General features: G+C 54.5%; 20 protein-coding genes. 12 read left to right on the forward strand and 8 right to left on the reverse strand.

All coding sequences use genetic code 11. From position 1 onward, the window contains the following. Window positions 1-34: 34 nt before the first annotated feature. Genes ACJA3I_RS02495 through ACJA3I_RS02505 form a run of 3 tightly spaced genes read right to left on the reverse strand, consistent with a single transcriptional unit; the run spans window position 35 to window position 3164 of the window. On the reverse strand, window positions 35-1210 hold the full coding sequence (locus ACJA3I_RS02495; protein ID WP_458863191.1) for a SpoIIE family protein phosphatase: 1176 nt from the start codon (window positions 1208-1210) through the stop codon (window positions 35-37). Beyond that, a complete protein-coding gene (locus ACJA3I_RS02500; protein ID WP_458863192.1) occupies window positions 1207-2916 on the reverse strand; it encodes a [Fe-Fe] hydrogenase large subunit C-terminal domain-containing protein in 1710 nt (569 codons plus the stop codon). Before ACJA3I_RS02500 ends, ACJA3I_RS02495 begins: the two co-directional genes overlap by 4 nt. Next, window positions 2913-3164 (reverse strand): (2Fe-2S) ferredoxin domain-containing protein, encoded by a 252-nt coding sequence (locus ACJA3I_RS02505; RefSeq protein ID WP_458863193.1) that lies wholly within the window; start codon window positions 3162-3164, stop codon window positions 2913-2915. Before ACJA3I_RS02505 ends, ACJA3I_RS02500 begins: the two co-directional genes overlap by 4 nt. 220 nt (window positions 3165-3384) lie before the next feature. Here ACJA3I_RS02505 and ACJA3I_RS02510 point away from each other — a divergent pair, with 220 nt between their 5' ends. From ACJA3I_RS02510 to ACJA3I_RS02525, 4 genes are all read left to right on the forward strand, one after another. Then, complete coding sequence (locus tag ACJA3I_RS02510; protein ID WP_458863194.1) at window positions 3385-4092, forward strand: hypothetical protein; 708 nt, start codon at window positions 3385-3387, stop codon at window positions 4090-4092. Between the two features lie 26 nt (window positions 4093-4118). After that, window positions 4119-4490, forward strand: coding sequence for a DUF6483 family protein (locus tag ACJA3I_RS02515; RefSeq protein WP_458863195.1), 372 nt, complete (start codon window positions 4119-4121; stop codon window positions 4488-4490). Window positions 4491-4630: 140 nt separating this feature from the next. After that, complete coding sequence (locus tag ACJA3I_RS02520; protein ID WP_458863196.1) at window positions 4631-5041, forward strand: peptide deformylase; 411 nt, start codon at window positions 4631-4633, stop codon at window positions 5039-5041. 58 nt (window positions 5042-5099) lie between these two features. Further along, window positions 5100-5729 carry a DNA-3-methyladenine glycosylase I gene (locus tag ACJA3I_RS02525; RefSeq protein ID WP_458863197.1) on the forward strand — a complete coding sequence of 210 codons (630 nt, stop codon included), beginning with the start codon at window positions 5100-5102 and terminating at the stop codon, window positions 5727-5729. Window positions 5730-5811: 82 nt separating this feature from the next. Here the strand turns inward: ACJA3I_RS02525 and ACJA3I_RS02530 are convergent, their stop codons facing one another. The 4 genes from ACJA3I_RS02530 to proS all read right to left on the reverse strand — a co-directional run bounded on the left by ACJA3I_RS02530 (window position 5812) and on the right by proS (window position 10510). Beyond that, a complete protein-coding gene (locus ACJA3I_RS02530) occupies window positions 5812-6930 on the reverse strand; it encodes a DHHW family protein (protein WP_458863198.1) in 1119 nt (372 codons plus the stop codon). 14 nt (window positions 6931-6944) lie between these two features. Then, window positions 6945-8342 carry an MBOAT family O-acyltransferase gene (locus ACJA3I_RS02535; protein WP_458863199.1) on the reverse strand — a complete coding sequence of 466 codons (1398 nt, stop codon included), beginning with the start codon at window positions 8340-8342 and terminating at the stop codon, window positions 6945-6947. 69 nt (window positions 8343-8411) lie between these two features. Further along, the gene (locus ACJA3I_RS02540) at window positions 8412-8900 is read right to left on the reverse strand and encodes a DUF4358 domain-containing protein (RefSeq protein WP_458863200.1); all 489 of its coding nucleotides are present in this window, start codon (window positions 8898-8900) and stop codon (window positions 8412-8414) included. Window positions 8901-9070: 170 nt separating this feature from the next. Then, window positions 9071-10510, reverse strand: coding sequence for a proline--tRNA ligase (gene proS, locus ACJA3I_RS02545; protein WP_458863201.1), 1440 nt, complete (start codon window positions 10508-10510; stop codon window positions 9071-9073). 239 nt (window positions 10511-10749) lie between these two features. Here proS and ACJA3I_RS02550 point away from each other — a divergent pair, with 239 nt between their 5' ends. After that, a complete protein-coding gene (locus ACJA3I_RS02550) occupies window positions 10750-10947 on the forward strand; it encodes a hypothetical protein (protein ID WP_458863202.1) in 198 nt (65 codons plus the stop codon). Here the strand turns inward: ACJA3I_RS02550 and thrS are convergent. Beyond that, window positions 10944-12887: a threonine--tRNA ligase gene (gene thrS, locus ACJA3I_RS02555; protein ID WP_458863203.1), complete on the reverse strand. Its 1944-nt coding sequence runs from the start codon at window positions 12885-12887 to the stop codon at window positions 10944-10946. The two genes, ACJA3I_RS02550 and thrS, sit on opposite strands and share 4 nt — an antisense overlap. 349 nt (window positions 12888-13236) lie before the next feature. On the opposite strand from thrS, the gene ACJA3I_RS02560 reads away from it, so the two are divergent. The 7 genes from ACJA3I_RS02560 (at window position 13237) to rpsS (ending at window position 17087) form a co-directional block, all read left to right on the forward strand. Then, window positions 13237-13569, forward strand: coding sequence for a hypothetical protein (locus tag ACJA3I_RS02560; protein ID WP_458863204.1), 333 nt, complete (start codon window positions 13237-13239; stop codon window positions 13567-13569). A gap of 305 nt (window positions 13570-13874) precedes the next feature. Next, the gene (rpsJ, locus tag ACJA3I_RS02565) at window positions 13875-14186 is read left to right on the forward strand and encodes a 30S ribosomal protein S10 (RefSeq protein ID WP_458863205.1); all 312 of its coding nucleotides are present in this window, start codon (window positions 13875-13877) and stop codon (window positions 14184-14186) included. Between the two features lie 103 nt (window positions 14187-14289). Further along, complete coding sequence (gene rplC, locus ACJA3I_RS02570; protein WP_458863206.1) at window positions 14290-14922, forward strand: 50S ribosomal protein L3; 633 nt, start codon at window positions 14290-14292, stop codon at window positions 14920-14922. Between the two features lie 24 nt (window positions 14923-14946). Next, entirely contained in the window at window positions 14947-15570 is a 624-nt protein-coding gene (gene rplD, locus ACJA3I_RS02575) for a 50S ribosomal protein L4 (RefSeq protein WP_458863207.1), read from the forward strand. Then, complete coding sequence (rplW, locus tag ACJA3I_RS02580) at window positions 15570-15863, forward strand: 50S ribosomal protein L23 (protein ID WP_458863208.1); 294 nt, start codon at window positions 15570-15572, stop codon at window positions 15861-15863. The genes rplD and rplW overlap by 1 nt, the downstream gene beginning before the upstream one ends. Window positions 15864-15953: 90 nt before the next feature. Further along, a complete protein-coding gene (gene rplB / locus ACJA3I_RS02585; RefSeq protein WP_458863209.1) occupies window positions 15954-16787 on the forward strand; it encodes a 50S ribosomal protein L2 in 834 nt (277 codons plus the stop codon). Window positions 16788-16805: 18 nt separating this feature from the next. After that, window positions 16806-17087, forward strand: coding sequence for a 30S ribosomal protein S19 (rpsS, locus tag ACJA3I_RS02590; protein ID WP_458863210.1), 282 nt, complete (start codon window positions 16806-16808; stop codon window positions 17085-17087). Window positions 17088-17091: the final 4 nt, after the last annotated feature.

A 17091-nucleotide genomic window follows, 5' to 3' on the forward strand; every position in this document is an offset into this window, starting at 1 on the left:
TCTTTGATCCTTTCCAAAGCAGATTGCGCTGCGTTTAACAATAGTCGATATGAACCCGCTTGCCAATGCCCCGCAGCAGCACATCCAGTTTTTCGATGAGGCTCATTTTCAGCGAAAAATCGATATGCAGCGAAGGCAGCTGGTGGGAAGGGTTCATGGCTTTTCCCACAAAAAAGTTGATATCGGTGGCGTGTTCCAGCAGCGCGCGGGCGATGCGGGTGGCGCCGTCGTTTTTATTATCCCAGTGAACGGGCATGGAATCGGAAGAAGCATATTGCCCCGTCATTTCAAGAACGCGGCTCATGGTGACGATGCCTTCCGTCACCAGATCGACCCCGCGGATGCGGCCGATGGGCGGGATATCGGGATCGACATAATCGCCCGCCACTTCCAGATCGCGGTGAAGGTGGCGGCTGACCATCTGGGCGGTGGAACCGCCGCAAACGATATGCATGCCTTCTTTCTGAAAGAATGTTTTCAAAAATTCTTCGTCGTCGGCGGGGTCGCGGGGCGGGCCGATGAGCAGGTTCACCACTTTGCGGGTGCGCATTTTGAAAACCGCCACGGTCACATCATCATCGATATGCTCTAAATAGAGGTCGCGGCAGGCGGTGGCCACCCGGTCGGCAAGGTTCTTGGCCGAAAGGGAAGGGTCGTAGATCTCTTCAAGATATTCCACCACGCCTTCGCGCTGCCAGCCGTCGGGGATGAGATTGCCCAGCCCGGCGTGGGTCACGCCGTCGGTCATCAAAACGAAAACATCGCCGCTGCGCAGCTGGAAGCGGCTTTGATAAACCTCTTTTTCGCCGATATTGGAAAGCGAGCGGGGATATTCGATGCTTTTGCCGCCGCGCAGCAGCACGGCGAAGGGGTTATCGAACTGAGCCAGATAAACATGGCTGTCGGAAGTGACCTGCATCAGCGTGAAGGTGGAATAAGCCAGCTTGCGCACGCTGCATACAGGCAGCGTTTGGGCGATGGTGGTCACGCTTTCTTCAATGGGCAGGTGGTTGGCCGTCATGGTGGCCAGAATGCGGGCGGTGAGCGTGGCCAGGATATTGGCTTTTACGCCGCTGCCCATGCCATCGGAAAGCACGAAAGTGGTGGCGGCGCCGCTGTCATCGCTGACGGTGGTGAAAAAATCACCGCAGAGGTCTTCGCCATGCTTGTTCATGCTGGCAAAGCCGCTCTCCATACAAAGCGTGTTCATAGGTGCTCATCCTCTTCCATGACGACGGTGTTTTTCAGCCTTGTGAGGGCCACCTTGGTTTCGGCGGCGGTTTCGCCCAGAAGCGAAGCGATCTCGTGAACGATGCGCATCTGTTTGGCGATGATCTGGTCGGTGATCTCAACGGCGTCGCTCTTGGTCTTTTGCAGGCTCTGGCGGGCGCGTTCCGAATCGGTGATATCGCGCATGATGCAGATGGCGAGGTTGCTTTCGGGCACAAAGGCGAAGGTCTGTTCCAGATATTTATGATAGCGGTCTAAATAGGCTTTGCGCCGCAGCTGGGCTTCGCCCGAAGAAAACACCGTGACGAATTCGAATTCATCCATCAAATCGGAAACGGGCGTGCCGATGAGGTTTTGCTCGGGGGGCAGGTCGAACAGTTCCAGCGCGCCCCTGTTGATGAACTGGATACGCATGGCGCTGTCAACGCAGAGAATAGCGTTGGGCGACGCGGTGATGATCTTATCGGAAAGGCTTTCGGCGCGTTTTTTCATATAAGGCAGGCACATGGTGATTTCGGCCTTGCCCTGATAAATGGCCGCCGCCTTTTCACGGCAGGTGGGGTAGCCGCAGGTGCCGCAGTTGAGTTCATCGGCGGGGCTGTTTTTGCCCATTTTGTGAAGGATCTCGGTGAGTTGGGCCTCGTTGGGCAGATATTGTTCCACATAGCGGCTGTGGAAGGTTTTGCTCAGATCAAGGCCTTCGACCAGCGGAAAATCCTGAGGGGGCTGGCCGGGGCAGAGGGCCGTTTGCATGATGCGGGCGCGCCCCTCGATATGGCTGCGCACGGAAGGGCTCATTTTCGGGCCGCCGGCGCAGCTGTCTGTGCAGGCGTTCAGCTCGATAAAACAGTTGCGAAGCCGCCCGGCTTCCACTTCTTTCAAAGTGCGCAAACAGCTTTCCATGCCGTCGATGCTCAGGTAGGAATAGGCGGGGTCCTGCTCCATGGCCGAAATGATGCCGCCCGCCAGCGGGAAGCTGCGGCTGCGCAGTTTCGGTTCATCACAGGGCACATCGCTCAGATCGATGGGCAGATGGCTGCTGATGAGCAGAGAATTCAGTTCTTCATAGGTGAGCACATAATCGGTGAGGCCGTCGCCTTCATCGCAATCGAGCTTGTCGGCGATGCAGGGGCCGAAAAACACCAGTGTGCAATCGCTGCCGTGAAGCTTGCGCAAGATCTGGGCTTCCACCTGAAACGGCGCGGGCACAGGCGCAAGATGGGGGATCAGCGAGGGGAAATAACGCTCGACCAGCAGGTTGGCCGAGGGGCATACCGAAGAAAGCAGCACATTATAGCGCCCCGAAGCGATCAGCTTTTCATATTCGGCGCGCACCTGGCGCGAACCTTCGGCCGATTCATAGGCATCGCGGAACCCCAGCTGTTTCAAAAGCCGGCGCAGCGGTTCGAAGCCCTCGGCCCCGAACTGGGCGGGAAAGGTGGGGGAAACGATGGCATAAGCCTCTTTGCCCGCGGCCAGCAGCTCGCGCACGGGCGCCAGATCATAACGGGCCTGGTTGGCATATTGGGGGCAGCTTAACACGCAGCGCCCGCAAAGCACGCAATCCTGCTCGATGACGGCGGCGTGGTGGTCATGAACGGCGATGGCCTTGACGGGGCAGCCGCGGATACATTTATAGCAGTCCTTGCAGTTGGCGCGTTTGAACCGCAGAACATCCATTTTCATTCACCCTTATCGTTGAGCAGATAGCGGTCGAAGATCTCGGCGGCGTTTTCGCGGGTCACCCCGGAAATGGGCTGGCCGTCGATGCGCACGCTGACGCCGTCGCTGCAGTTGCCCAGGCAAAAGGCCACCTTCAGTTCCACGCTGTCTTCCAGATGGTTTTCACGGATCTTTTCTTCAAAAATCGATTTAACATGATAGGAACCTTTGACATGGCAGCTGCTGCCGATACATACTTGAATTGTTTTCATAATCAGTCTCCTTTGGAGCAAGATCGAAATGAGTTATGCAAAATAGAATCATAACAAGTATAGCAGAAAAGAAACAAAAAGAACAGCGGCGGAAGAAATTTTCAAACTTTTCGGGGCGAATACGGCCCGTTGACACCCCGCAGGCGAAATGATATGATGCAAATGGAAAATATTGAAAAGTAAAACAGAAAAAAGAGCGCTTGAAAAGGAGGTTTGATCGATGGGAACAACAGCGGTTTTATGCCTTGCCGCATTCTGCGCGCTGCGCATTGAAGCAAAACGGCGGATGCTGCAAGAAAATGACGCGCCTGCCCTGGCGCGGCTGAGCAGCGTGTTCCTCGCAGCGGCTGTGCTGATTACGGTTCTGTGGCAAACTGTTTTTTCATCTCTATCCTGGAAATTTTCGCGGCCTGTTTGTCTGATCGGGCTGGCGGTGCCCGCGGTGCAGCTTTGTGTGCTGCTGGCGGCTTCGGCCAAGGGCAAAAAGCTGTATCCCTTCACCGCGGCAGAAAGCCTGGGCGCGGTGGAAATTGACAGCGGGCGGGGCCTGTGGCGCCAAAAAGGCGCGGCCGTAACCCACCGTTTGGCGGATGTGACAGACATCGAAATACAGGTGCCCGAAGCCTCTTATTCCATGACGGACGGAGGGCCCGTCGTTCCGCGGGGCAGATGGGATACCGTCGCGTCCGCGATCCCGGTGATGGAATCCAAGGTCGTAAAAAAGAAACAGGTCACCGCGGTGAAAGTAAAGGTGTTTTTAACCGAAGACGGGAAAAAGAAAAGCTGTGAGATCGTGTTGATGCGCGGGCTGCACAGCCCCGGGGATAAGGCTGTTTTGCGCCATACGGAAGAAGCGGAGCGCATCTGCGCCGCGTTGAAAAAGGCGAAAGAAAGCGCCTGCGCATCTTCGCAGACAGAGGAAAATTGACTGCGCAAGACTCGGAAGGAGAAACCATGACATTTCAAAATGACTGGGTCATGCGCCAGATCGAAATGATGACCCGCTTTATCGCAAAAGTGCTTTTAAAAAAAGAAACGATGCTTTATGAGATCACTCCCGGAACCGAGCTGAACGAGACAGACCTGCTTTATCGAAGGCTCCATGGCAGCCTTGCGCAGGGGCAGATCGGCAAAGCCGAAGATCTGCTGTTTGATTCGCTGAACCCCGCAGATCCGGATGGCCTGGCGCTGGCGGTGGATTTTTACCATACGCTCAACCAGTGGAGCGACCGGGAACTGGAAGCCGCCGATTTTTCGCGGGAAGAGATCGCCGAAGGGCTTCAGGCCGTTTTGAAAACATTCGGCATCGAGATCCCCGTGGCATAAAGAAAAAAGAAAAAAGGCCGAACCGTGGTTTTGCGGTTCGGCCTTTTTGAAGCGAAAAAGCGGGCGGAAGAAAAAACAGGCTGACACGGCGGGGCCGGGCGTGGTATGATAACCACAACAGAAACAGGAGGGGTTGGGTTATGGTTCGAGAAATCATGCGGGATGCCGCGTTTCTTGCCCTGCGGGCGGAAGAAGCGGGCCCGGAAGATCTGGCGGCGGCCGAAGATCTGCTGGAAACACTGAAAGCCCACAAAGAGGGCTGCGTCGGCATGGCGGCCAACATGATCGGCATCAACAAACGCATCATCGCTTTTGACCATGAAGGGGAATATTGGGTGATGTTCAACCCCGTGATCGTCAGGCATGAGGGGCAGTATGAAACGCAGGAGGGCTGCCTTTCGCTGGCGGGGCTGCGCAAAACCAGGCGCTGGCGGTCGATCAAGGTGCAATATCAAAACAGCGCGTTCCAAACACGGCTGAAAACCTTCACGGGCTTCACGGCAGAGATCATCCAGCATGAGATCGATCATTGCGAAGGGGTTTTGATCTGATAGGGCAGAAGCCAAAAACAGAAAACGACGGCCGCGGGGCGGCGGAAAGCAGGGAAAGATGGCCTATTGCGACTGGGGCGCGGAAAACGCCCTTTTGGAAAAATATCACGCCGAAGAATGGGGCGTTCCCATTCACGATGACCGAAAGCAATTTGAATTTTTGATGATGGAAGCCATGCAGTGCGGCCTGAACTGGAACATGATGCTGCAAAAGCGCGGGGTCTTCAAAATCTGTTTCGAAAATTTCGATTATGACCGGGTGGCCGATTATGGCGAAGAAGAGGTGCAGCGCATTCTGGGCGTTCCGGGCATGATCCGCTCGCGGCGAAAAATTGAGGCGGTCATACAGAACGCCCGGGCCTTTCAGCAGATCCGGCGGGAATTCGGCAGCTTTTCGGCATATCTCTGGGGCTATTCCCAAGGAAAGACCATCCTTTACCGCGGCCACGAAGCGGGGCGGATCCCTGTGAGCAACGGCCTTTCCGAAACCATCGCCAAAGATCTGAAAAAACGCGGCTTCCGCTATCTGGGCGCCATCACGGTTTATTCCCATTTGCAGGCCTGCGGCATCATCAACGATCACGATGCTTCCTGCCCCTGCTTCGCCCGCATCAATCAAAGCGCCGAAACCGCCCAGAGCGAGCCCGCGGCAGAACAGGGCGTGCGTGATTTCGGCAAAAAAGAATAAAAAGCCCATGAAAACGGGCATAAAGCAAAACCCCGAACCGCAAAAACGGTTCGGGGTTTTGCTTTGGAAGAAAGGGCGGCCCTCACGCGCCCAGCAGGCCGATATTCACATCGGATGCAAAGTTTGCCGTCTGATACAGCACAAGGATCTGATCGGCCCCGAAGGCTTTGGCCGCTTCCGCCGCGCTTTGGCGGTTATAGCGGGGGTCGAACACTTCGATCTCGGCGAAATTCTGGGAAAGATAGGGCAGAAGACTGTTGGCGAAAGAATCTTTAATGACCATCAGCTTGCCGTGCGCGCCGGGTGCCTGGCTTTTCATGGTGAAAAGCGGGGGATTGCCGCCGAAGAAAACGGCATATTTATCTTTCTTTTCGGCAAAAGAAAGGTCATAGATCGAAACGGGCTGTTTTTCGGGCTGCTGCATGGTGACGCCCGGAAAATCATAATAGGTGATGGTATCGGGCTTGATGAACCGCGCCCCCGATTGGCTGTAAAGCGTGCCGTAAAAATCGGGAAGCTCTTTTTTGAGCCCTTCCAATGTTTCACGGGAAACGATTTCTTCGCCGCGGCCCAGCGTGTTCATATAAGCGCAATAGGCGAGATAGGCCCCCGAAGTTGTCCAGTGGTGATCGGTACGGTAATAGAGAGCATCGCCACGATGTTCTTTCAAAACCGCGGAAACATCCACATAAGAAGCGTTTTGCAGCCCCGCCGCCCGATCGAGCAGCTTCTGCTGGTCATAGGAGGGGGCGTTTTTCGGCAGCGCATCGCGATAAACATAGGCGGCGGTGGGCACCAGCATCAGCCGGGTGGGCAGGCCGCTGCTTTGCGCCAGTGCTTCCACCGCTTCGAAATTTTTATCCACCCGCTCTTTTTTGGGCGCATCGAAGCGGGAGATCAGCATGCCGTTATCGGCGAAATAGATGCCGTTGTTTTCTTTTTTCAGCAGCGCGCGCTCGCAGAGATATTTCATCGCCACCCAGCTGTCGCGAAAAGAGAACTGATCGGTGAGATAGGTCTCATAGGCGGCCGTCCATTTGCCGGAAAACAGCGCCGAAAACGAAAACGCCGGTTTTTGGGCCAGCACACGGTTTTCCATATCGGAAAATTCACGGTCGGGCGAAACGAGATTGATGCAGAACAACGCGGCGATAAACACGATCAAAAGGGCGCAGAATGCGCGATTCCAAGCTTTGCTCATAGCGACGGCCCTCCTTAAAAGCGGAAATAGAGAAACGGATTATAAGAGGCATCCACCAGATAGGCGGTGGAGCTCACCAGCGCGGCGGCGCAGAGAACAAACAGCAGCGCGGCCCGGGGGCGCGGCGCCAGCTTTTGCAAAAACATCTTGGCCGCGGGCAGGCTGGCGCAGACAAGGATCAGCAGCAGCGGCAGATAGGCCATCAGGCGGTAAAGATCGGCCGCAGCATAAAGACCGCCGCCAAAGCCGAACATCGAAGCGATGTAGCGCCCCGCCGCGGGCAGGCTTTCAATGGCGAAAAAGGCCCAGCTGATGAGCACCAGCACCATGGTATAGAGATGGCCCACGGCTTTCGGGGCTTTTTCAAGCCATTTGAGCAAAAATGCCTTTTCCAGCATCAGCAGCAGGGCGAAATAAACGCCCCAGCAGAGAAAATTCCAGCTGGCGCCATGCCAGATGCCCGTGAGCATCCAAACGACAAAAATGTTGCGATAGGTCTTCCATTTGCCGCGGCGGTTGCCGCCCAGCGGAATATAAACATATTCGCGGAACCAGCTGCCCAGCGAAATATGCCAGCGCCGCCAGAATTCGGTGATGCTGCGCGAGATATAGGGGTAATTGAAATTGATCTTGAATTCGAAGCCCAGCATCCGCCCCAGGCCGATGGCCATATCGGAATAACCCGAGAAATCGAAATAGATCTGAAACGCGAACGCCGCGATGCCCAGCCACGCCCCCAGAACGGAAAGCGAAGCGGGGGAAGCGCCGCGGTAAACTTCCCACAGCGCGCCGATATTATTGGCCAGCAGCACTTTTTTGGCAAGGCCGCAGATGAAACACTGAACGCCCGATGCAAACTGGGCGCTGTTTTCATGGCGGTGGGCCAGCTGCTCATCCACATCTTTATATTGCACGATGGGCCCCGCGATCAATTGGGGGAACAGGGTGACGAAGGTGCCAAAATCCACGATGTTATGCTGGGCTTTGGCGTCGCCGCGATAAACATCGATGGTATAGGACATGGTTTGAAAGGTATAAAATGAAATGCCGATGGGAAGCGAGATGCCCAGCGGCTTGAAAAAGGAAAGCCCCGGGATCAGCGACAGGTTGGCGGCGATGAAATCATAATATTTGAAAAACAACAGCATGGAAAGATTGATGATCGCCGAACTGGCCACCACGCGGCGGGCGAATTTATCGTTGTCGCGGTGTTTTTCGATCAACAGGCCGTGGGTATAATCCACCAGAATGGAAAAGATCATGATAAGAATGTATACCGGCTCGCCCCAGCCATAAAAAACCAGATTCAGCAGCAAAAGCGCGAAATTGCGGAATTTGCGCGGGGTGATGTAATAAATGGCGAGGGAAAGCGGAAGATAGATAAATAAAAACAGGATGCTGCTGAAAACCATGGCGTTTCCTCATTTCGTTGCAGAATAAAGGGGCGGAAACAGTTCCGCCCCGTCAGGATCAGGGTGAAATTATTTGGTTTCGCTGTTGAAAACAGAAACCGCCTTTTCGGCGTTTTCGGAAACCGCGAACAGAATATAGCTGCCGTTTTCCACGGTCTGGGCGTTTTTCACGGTTTCATAAACATCGGGCAGATATTGCTTCCAGGTGTTATCCAGATCGGCCTTGCGTTTTTCGATGCCCTCTTTCACGGCATCCATTTTGCCTTCTTTGACTTTGGCGATGAAGAATTCATCGGCCTTCACATTCATTTTGGGGATCTGCAGGGTATAGGCTTCCAGATCATCGGAAGAGATGCCATAGAAGGTTTTCAGGGTGTCGGCATCGGCTTCGCTGAGGGCGGGCATATTTTCTTCGCCGATCTCTTTGACGATTTTTTGATAGATATCCTTGGGGGCGGGGCTCTTTTCAGAGCTCTCGCTGCTTTTCTGACAGCCGGCAAACATACCGCACAGGGCCGCAAGGCTCAGCGAAAGCGCCAATAATTTTTTCAGTTTCATAACGCTAAATTCCTTTCAGATCAGATAAAGTTTAACCGGTTATGTGCTTTAGACGCATCACCGGCCGCTTTTGTTTCTTATTTTCTGAAAAAAATTTGCTTTTATACCAAAAGGCAGAAAACAAGGCGAAAACCGAAAGCCGGTTTTCGCCTGAAAGAACGCTGAAAAAATTAATAAGCGATGCCGAAGATCACCATATGCTTGGCGGGCTTGCCGCAGACGGGGCAGACATCGCTGATATGCTCCTGCTCGAAGGGCATGCAGCGGGAGGGCATGCCGGTTTCGGCCTTGATGACCTCTTCGCAATGCTCATCGCCGCACCACATGGCTTTCACAAAGCGGGGGCGGCCCACCAGAGCGGCCTTCATTTCTTCCAGCGTGGCGGCGGAAACGATGTTCTGATCTAAGTTGGCCTTGGCCTTGGCATAGATGGCGGCGGCGAACTCTTCCAGCATCTTGTTGACGGTTGCGGGCAGGTTTTCCAGCGAAGCCACGGTTTTTTCGCGGTTGTCGCGGCGAACCAGCACACAGCTGTTATTTTCAATGTCGCGGGGGCCGATCTCTAAGCGAAGCGGCACGCCCTTCATTTCATATTCGGCGAATTTCCAGCCGGGGCTTTGGTCGCTGCCATCCACCTTCACGCGGATGCCGGCCTGTTTCAAGGTCTGCGCCACTTCCTGCGCTTTTTCCAGAACGCCGCCCTTATGCATGGCGATAGGCACGATGACCACCTGAATGGGGGCGATGGCGGGGGGCAGAACCAGACCTTCGTTATCGCCGTGGGTCATGATGATGCCGCCGATGAGGCGGGTGGAAATGCCCCAGGAGGTCTGATGGGGATAAGCCAGTTTGCCGTCGCGGCCCTGGAACTGCACGCCGAAGGCGCGGGAGAAGCCATCGCCGAAATAATGGGAAGTGCCGCTTTGCAGGGCTTTGCCGTCATGCATCATGGCTTCGATGGTATAAGTGGCTTCGGCGCCGGCAAATTTTTCGCGATCGGTCTTGCGGCCCTTGATGACGGGCATGCAGAGATATTTTTCGGCTAGGGTGGCATAAGCCTCCAGCTGCTGCATGGTTTCCTGCTCGGCCTCGGCCTGTGTTTCATGGATGGTGTGGCCTTCCTGCCACCAGAATTCACGGGTGCGCAGGAAGGGGCGGGTGGTTTTTTCCCAGCGCACGACGCTGCACCACTGGTTATAAAGCTTGGGCAGATCGCGGTAGGATTGCACGATATGGGAAAAATGATCGCAGAACAGGGTTTCGGAAGTGGGGCGCACGCAAAGGCGCTCTTCCAGCTTTTCGCCGCCGCCATAGGTGACCCACGCCACTTCGGGCGCAAAGCCTTCCACATGGTCTTTTTCTTTTTGCAGCAGCGATTCGGGGATGAACAGCGGCATCGCCACATTTTCATGCCCGGTCTCTTTGATCATTCCATCGAAAATATGCTGGATATTTTCCCAGATCGCCTGCGCATAGGGGCGCATGATCACGCAGCCGCGCATGCTGGAATAATCGATCAGCTCGGCTTTTTTCACGATGTCGGTATACCACTGGGCAAAATCTTCATCCATGGGGGTGATCTCACGCACCAGCTTTTTGTCGTTGGCCATTGTTTTCAGTCCTTCTATTTTATAAATTTGAATTTTCTGTCACAGCCGCCCCGGGCGGCGCGGAAACAAAAGGATACGCGAAATTAGTATATCAGTTTTTTTGCGGGGTGACAAGGCGTAAAACAGGCAAATCGGGCCTAAAAGCCTGACTTTGCGGCAGGATTTGATCATCCGGAAGAAAGCGGGGCCGTCAAAGAGCGGCGGCGGCCGCCCGGGCGGGCAAACGGAGGGAAAGAAAAATGAAAAAAGATGGCCGGCAGGCCCGCCGGCGGTTTGGCTGCCGGCCGGAAAAAAGCGGCGGCGCCGGGCAGGGGAAGAGACGGCAAAAATCGCTTCACGGCGCTGAAAATGCCGCCGATGAAACAGAAAAAGTGCCCTCTGCAAAATCTTGCGGAGGGCACCTGATTTTTGAAAACGGGCGCGGGCGTGAAGCTTAGCGGGCTTTGGTATCCACTTCTTCGCGCAGGCGGGCGATGAATGCATCGGCCGACATGACTTCCGTTTCGCCGTTTTTGCGGTTGCGCACGGCGACTTCGCCGCTTTCCTGTTCTTTATCGCCGAGCACCAGCATATAAGGCACTTTTTGCAGCTGGGCTTCGCGGATCTTATAGCCGATCTTTTCGCTGCGGTCATCCAGCTCCACGCGGAAGCCGCGCTGCTGAAGCTGCTTCATGACAGAAACGGCATAATCGCGTGTGCGGTCGGTGATGGGCAGGATCTTCACCTGTGTGGGCGCAAGCCACGCGGGCAGCGCGCCGGCGAATTCTTCCAGCAGATAAGCCAGTGTGCGTTCATAGCAGCCCAAAGAAGTGCGGTGGATGATATAAGGCGTTTTCTTCTGGCCGTCGGCATCCACATATTCCATGCCGAACTGTTTGGCCAGCAGCATATCGATCTGGATGGTGACCAGGGTATCTTCCTTGCCGAAAACATTCTTATACTGGATATCCAGCTTGGGGCCATAGAAGGCGGCTTCATCCACGCCCACCTTATAGGGAACTTCCAGATCGTCGAGGATGGTTTTCATCACGCTCTGGGCTTCTTCCCACTGTTCGGCGGTGCCTTCATATTTATTGTTGAGGTTGGCGGGATCCCACTGGGAGAAGCGGAAGGTGCATTTATCCAGCAGGCCCACGGTATCGAGCATATATTTCGTCAGATCGAGGCAGCCCTTGAACTCTTCTTCCAGCTGATCGGGGCGCAGCACCAGATGGCCTTCGGAAATGGTGAACTGGCGCACGCGGATGAGGCCGTGCATCTCGCCCGAAGATTCGTTGCGGAACAAGGTGGAGGTTTCACCCAGGCGCATGGGCAGATCGCGATAGGAACGGGCGCGGTTGAGATAGACCTGATATTGGAAGGGGCAGGTCATGGGGCGCAGGGCGAAGCATTCTTTGGTTTCATCGTGGGGGTCGCCCAAAACGAACATGCCGTCGAGATAATGATCCCAGTGGCCCGAGATCTTATAAAGCTCGCGCTTGGCCATGAAGGGTGTTTTCGTCAGCAGATAGCCGCGCTGCTGCTCGACATCTTCCACCCAGCGCTGCAAAAGCTGCACCACGCGGGCGCCGTTGGGCAGCAGGATGGGCAGGCCCTGGCCGATGGTATCCACCGTTGTGAAATATTCCAGCTCGCGGCCGATCTTGTTGTGATCGCGCTTTTTGGCTTCTTCCACCGCGGCCAGATATTCTTCCAGCTCGGCGTTTTTCATGAAGGCTGTGCCATAAATGCGCTTGAGCATTTTTTTATCGGAATCGCCGCGCCAATAAGCGCCGGTGGAGCTTGTGAGCCGCAGCGCCTTGACTTTGCCTGTGGAAGGCAGGTGGGGGCCCGCGCAAAGATCGGTGAAATCGCCCTGGCGATAGAAGCTGATCTCGGCGCCTTCGGGCAGATTTTCCACCAGCTCCTGCTTATAGATCTCGCCCTGTTCTTTGAAATAGGCGATAGCTTCTTCGCGGTTCATGGTGAAACGCTCGATCTTGATGTTTTCTTTGACGATCTTCTTCATTTCGGCTTCGATCTTTTGCAGATCTTCGGCGGTGAAGGGGGCATCGATATCGAAATCATAATAGAAGCCGTTTTCGATGGCGGGGCCGATGGCCACCAGCACATGGGGATACAGGCGCTTGACGGCCTGGGCAAGGATGTGGGAAGCGGTGTGGCGCAAAGTCCAGCGGCCCATCTCATCCTGGAAAGTGAGGATGCTCAAAGAGCAGTCTTCGTTGATCGGGGTCATCAGGTCGCGGGTCTCGCCGTTGATCTCGCAGGCCAGCGCATTGCGCGCCAGACCTTCCGAAATTTTCTGCGCGGCATCCAGCGCCGTGGAACCCTGTTCCATTTCCAGCACGGAGCCGTCTTTCAATGTGATTTTCACCATATTCAATACACCTCTCTATCGGTATTATTTTGGCGGATAAAAATAAAAAAACCGTCTCTGATAAAAAATCAGAGACGGTGAATTACCGCGGTTCCACTCTGCTTGCGGGCAAAAACCCGCCGCTTGAGGCCCTTTAACGGGGGCAAAACGCCTTGACCTGGGCAGAAACCAAAGGGGCTGCCTCGGAAAAGGCCCTCACAGGCGGTATGGAAAACGAACAACGCAAAGAGGCTTTCAGCCGATGACCTCTTTTCTCTGGGCGTTGGGAAAACATTTTCCCTCCTGATCACAGGGATGCTATCGATATTGTATTCACTATAGCACCGCGCAAAACCCTTGTCAAGGGTTTTTGACGGCTAAAAAATGGCGGGGTTACCGGCGTTTCTCAAATTTCGGCGCATGCGCTGCTTGGCAGAGAGTGCGCGCCCCAAACGATCTTTTAAAGCCGGGCAAAACGGGCGGTCTGCCTGCCGCCGCCGAAGCCGCGGGCAAAAAGAAAAAAGAAAAATTGCAAAAAAAGACACCTTATTATATAATATATAGGCGGCGCGGCGGCAAAACACGGCCACGACCGAAAAAAACAAAAAAACTTCTGAAAAAATCAAGAAAAACACTTGACACCTTGCCTGCAATAAGATATTCTATAGAAGCGCCTATAGGAGAATTATGCCCTAAGGCGTGAACATATTGCGATGAAGCCGGAGATTGCTGCGAAAGCAGGTAACTTTGGTGGAGTATGTCCGACAATCGGGCGGCTGGGAACGAAGCAGCACGCGCATTTCCATGATGCCGGCGGAACTCTCTGCAGATGCAGAAAAGCCGCGGTAGGAAACCAACGGGTGCAGATGATGCCGGAAGATTGCGCAAAAGCGAGCCGGCTTATTTCATGCCCAAAGCGCGATACGCGCGGCGGCGTTGCAAAATTTCCTGCCGAACGCGGTCAAAGAAAACAAAATTGATTACGTTCGAATCAAGGAGGAAACCACAGTGGCAAACACAGAGAGAATCAGAATCCGCCTCAAGGCCTATGATCATCAGGTGATCGACCAGGCCGCTGAGAAAATCGTTGAAACAGCGAAGCGCACGGGTGTTGAGGTTTCAGGCCCCATCCCCCTGCCCACCGAAAAAGAGATCGTAACGATCCTGCGCGCCGTTCATAAATATAAGGACAGCCGCGAACAGTTCGAGCGCCGCACCCACAAGCGCCTCATCGACATCTGCAAGCCCAACCAGAAGACCATGGAAGCTTTGACAAACCTTGATCTTCCCGCCGGCGTGGATATCGAGATCAAGCTGTAAACAACACACGAAAACCCACAGCCCGCACTTGTCTTGCGCAGAGCGGGCGGGTCATGTTAAGGGGCAAAGCCCTTTAACCAATAGCCTTTAAGGAGGAAATAAAATGCAGAAAGCCATCATTGGCAAGAAGGTCGGCATGACGCAGATCTTTGACGAAACAGGCAAAGTCATCCCTGTTACCGTCATCGAGGCCGGCCCCTGCACCGTTGTGCAGAAGAAAACTGCGGAAAAAGAAGGCTTTGATTCCATTCAGCTCGGCTATGCCGACATCGCTGAAAAGAAGCTGAGCAAGCCCGAAGCCGGCCATCTGAAAAAAGCCGGTGTGAGCATGAAGAAATATCTGAAGGAATTCCGCCTTGACGATATCTCCGCTTACAATGTGGGCGACACCGTCTATGCCGATGTGTTCGCCGAAGGCGACAAGGTCGATGTGACCGGCATCAGCAAGGGCAAAGGATACGCGGGCATCATCAAGCGCTGGAACGCCCATTCGCAGGAACATACCCACGGCGTGGGCCCTGTTCACCGCAGCGTTGGTTCCATGGGCGCTAACACAGACCCTTCGAGAGTTATGCCCGGCAAGAAAATGGCAGGCCATCTGGGTTGCGAACAGGTCACCATTCAGAACCTCGATATCGCGAAAGTTGATAAAGAGCTGAATCTGATCGCTATCCGCGGCGCTGTCCCCGGACCCAAGGGCGGCATCGTGTTCATTAAAAACACGGTCAAAGCTTAAGGGCCGAGGGAAGGAGGATAAATCATGCCTAAGACGAATGTTTATGATATGACCGGTAAGGTCGTCGGCGAGATCGAGCTTTGCGACGCTGTGTTCGGCATCGAACCCAATACCGTTGTGATGCACGAAGCCGTGAAGAATTACCTCGCCAACCAAAGACAGGGCACACAAAGCACGCTGACCCGTGCCGAAGTGAGCGGCGGCGGCCGCAAACCCTGGCGCCAGAAGGGCACAGGCCGTGCTCGTCAGGGCTCGACAAGAGCTCCCCAGTGGATCCACGGCGGTATCGCCCTGGGCCCCAAGCCCCGCGATTACAGCTATCGCATCAACAAGAAATCCAAGCAGCTGGCCATCAAGAGCGCGCTTTCCGCTAAAGCGGCAGCAGGCGCCATCGTGGTGATCGACAACCTGGATATGACAGAAGTGAAAACAAAATCGTTCGTGAACTTCCTCAGCGCGGTGGAAGCCACCAAGAAAGCCTTGGTTGTGATGCCCGAAGTTCGCAAAAATGTCGTTCTTTCCGCCCGCAACATCCCCGGCGTAAGAACCACCATCTCTTCTGTTATCAGCGTTTACGATATCCTGCGCGCCGATAAGTTCATTATCGACAAAGCGGCTGTCGCAAAAATCGAGGAGGTGTACGCATAATGAAAACTGCATACGATGTGATCCTCAGACCCATCATCACAGAAAAATCCATGATGGGTGTTGCCGATAAAAAATATGTTTTCGAAGTGGCAAGAAACAGCAATAAGGTTGAAATCCGCAAGGCTGTGGAAGAGATCTTCAAAGTCAAAGTCCAGAGCGTGAACACCATCAATGTGCTGGGCAAAGAAAAAAGACAGGGCGTTCATACCGGCTACACCGCGAAAAGAAAAAAGGCCATTGTGCGTCTGACCGAAGATTCCAAGAACATCGAAATCTTCGAGGGCATGTTCTAAACCGTGAACAAGCCTGAGGCTGAAAAGCCCAAATGAAGGTATGCCGCGAAAACGCGGCGCAAAACAAACGACAATAAGGAGTGAAACACAGTGGCTATTAAAACCTTCAACCCGACGACGGCTTCCAGAAGAAACATGACCGTCATCGATTATTCGGGTCTGAGCAAGGTTAAGCCGGAAAAAAGTCTTCTGGAATCCCTGAAGAAAAATTCCGGGCGTAACAGCTATGGCAGAATCACCGTTCGTCACCGTGGCGGCGGAAACAAGAAAAAATACAGAGTGATCGACTTCAAGCGCGACAAGATGGACATGGCGGCCAAAGTCGTTACCATTGAGTATGACCCCAACCGCAGCGCCAACATCGCATTGCTTGAATATGAAGATAAAGAACTGCGCTACATCATCGCCCCCAACGGCCTGAATGTCGGCGACACCCTTTATTCTTCCGCAGCCGCCGATATCAAACCCGGCAACTGCTTGCCCATCGCCAACATCCCCCTCGGCACTTTCATCCATAACATCGAGCTGTATCCCGGCAAGGGCGCCCAGCTGGTTCGCGCCGCTGGCGGCGCAGCTCAGCTGATGGCAAAAGAAGGCACAGCCGCTCAGGTTCGCCTGCCTTCCGGCGAAGTTCGCTACATCCGCATGGATTGCAAAGCCACCATCGGCCAGGTTGGCAACATCGATTACGAAAATGTGCAGATCGGCAAGGCCGGCAGAACCCGCCATAAGGGTTTCCGCCCCACCGTTCGCGGCTCGGTTATGAACCCCTGTGACCACCCCCATGGCGGTGGTGAAGGCAAGAGCCCCATCGGCCGTCCTTCCCCTGTAACACCCTGGGGCAAACCCACCATGGGTTACAAGACCAGAAAGACCAAGAACCGCACCGATAAGCAAATCGTAAAACGCCGTAACGGCAAATAATGAAAGGAGACACAACTCATGGGCAGAAGCGTTAAGAAGGGCCCCTTTGTGGCTCCCGAGCTGATCAAAAGGGTCAATGAATTGAACAAAACCGGCGAAAAAAGAGTGCTGAAGACATGGTCGAGAGCCTCGACTATCTTCCCCCAGTTCGTCGGACACACCTTTGCCGTGCATGACGGCAAGAAGCATGTTCCTGTGTATGTCACAGAAGACATGGTCGGCCACAAGCTTGGCGAATTCGCTCCCACGCGCACCTATCGCGGCCACGCGGGCAGCAAATCGTCCAACAACGGCAAATAAGCCT

This window comes from Acidaminobacterium chupaoyuni, assembly GCF_047936785.1.
Taxonomy (GTDB): Bacteria; Bacillota; Clostridia; order Oscillospirales; family Butyricicoccaceae; genus Acidaminobacterium; species Acidaminobacterium chupaoyuni.

Bases quoted from the DNA above. Each gene is read 5' to 3' on its own strand.
- ACJA3I_RS02510 (WP_458863194.1), top strand. From the start codon at position 3,385: ATGGGAACAACAGCGGTTTTATGCCTTGCCGCATTCTGCGCGCTGCGC.
- ACJA3I_RS02535 (WP_458863199.1), bottom strand. From the start codon at position 8,342: ATGGTTTTCAGCAGCATCCTGTTTTTATTTATCTATCTTCCGCTTTCC.
- proS (WP_458863201.1), bottom strand. From the start codon at position 10,510: ATGGCCAACGACAAAAAGCTGGTGCGTGAGATCACCCCCATGGATGAA.
- ACJA3I_RS02520 (WP_458863196.1), top strand. From the start codon at position 4,631: ATGGTTCGAGAAATCATGCGGGATGCCGCGTTTCTTGCCCTGCGGGCG.
- rplC (WP_458863206.1), top strand. From the start codon at position 14,290: ATGCAGAAAGCCATCATTGGCAAGAAGGTCGGCATGACGCAGATCTTT.
- ACJA3I_RS02515 (WP_458863195.1), top strand. From the start codon at position 4,119: ATGACATTTCAAAATGACTGGGTCATGCGCCAGATCGAAATGATGACC.
- ACJA3I_RS02495 (WP_458863191.1), bottom strand. From the start codon at position 1,210: ATGAACACGCTTTGTATGGAGAGCGGCTTTGCCAGCATGAACAAGCAT.
- ACJA3I_RS02550 (WP_458863202.1), top strand. From the start codon at position 10,750: ATGAAAAAAGATGGCCGGCAGGCCCGCCGGCGGTTTGGCTGCCGGCCG.
- rplD (WP_458863207.1), top strand. From the start codon at position 14,947: ATGCCTAAGACGAATGTTTATGATATGACCGGTAAGGTCGTCGGCGAG.
- ACJA3I_RS02525 (WP_458863197.1), top strand. From the start codon at position 5,100: ATGGCCTATTGCGACTGGGGCGCGGAAAACGCCCTTTTGGAAAAATAT.
- ACJA3I_RS02540 (WP_458863200.1), bottom strand. From the start codon at position 8,900: ATGAAACTGAAAAAATTATTGGCGCTTTCGCTGAGCCTTGCGGCCCTG.
- rplW (WP_458863208.1), top strand. From the start codon at position 15,570: ATGAAAACTGCATACGATGTGATCCTCAGACCCATCATCACAGAAAAA.
- ACJA3I_RS02505 (WP_458863193.1), bottom strand. From the start codon at position 3,164: ATGAAAACAATTCAAGTATGTATCGGCAGCAGCTGCCATGTCAAAGGT.
- rpsS (WP_458863210.1), top strand. From the start codon at position 16,806: ATGGGCAGAAGCGTTAAGAAGGGCCCCTTTGTGGCTCCCGAGCTGATC.
- thrS (WP_458863203.1), bottom strand. From the start codon at position 12,887: ATGGTGAAAATCACATTGAAAGACGGCTCCGTGCTGGAAATGGAACAG.
- ACJA3I_RS02530 (WP_458863198.1), bottom strand. From the start codon at position 6,930: ATGAGCAAAGCTTGGAATCGCGCATTCTGCGCCCTTTTGATCGTGTTT.
- ACJA3I_RS02500 (WP_458863192.1), bottom strand. From the start codon at position 2,916: ATGAAAATGGATGTTCTGCGGTTCAAACGCGCCAACTGCAAGGACTGC.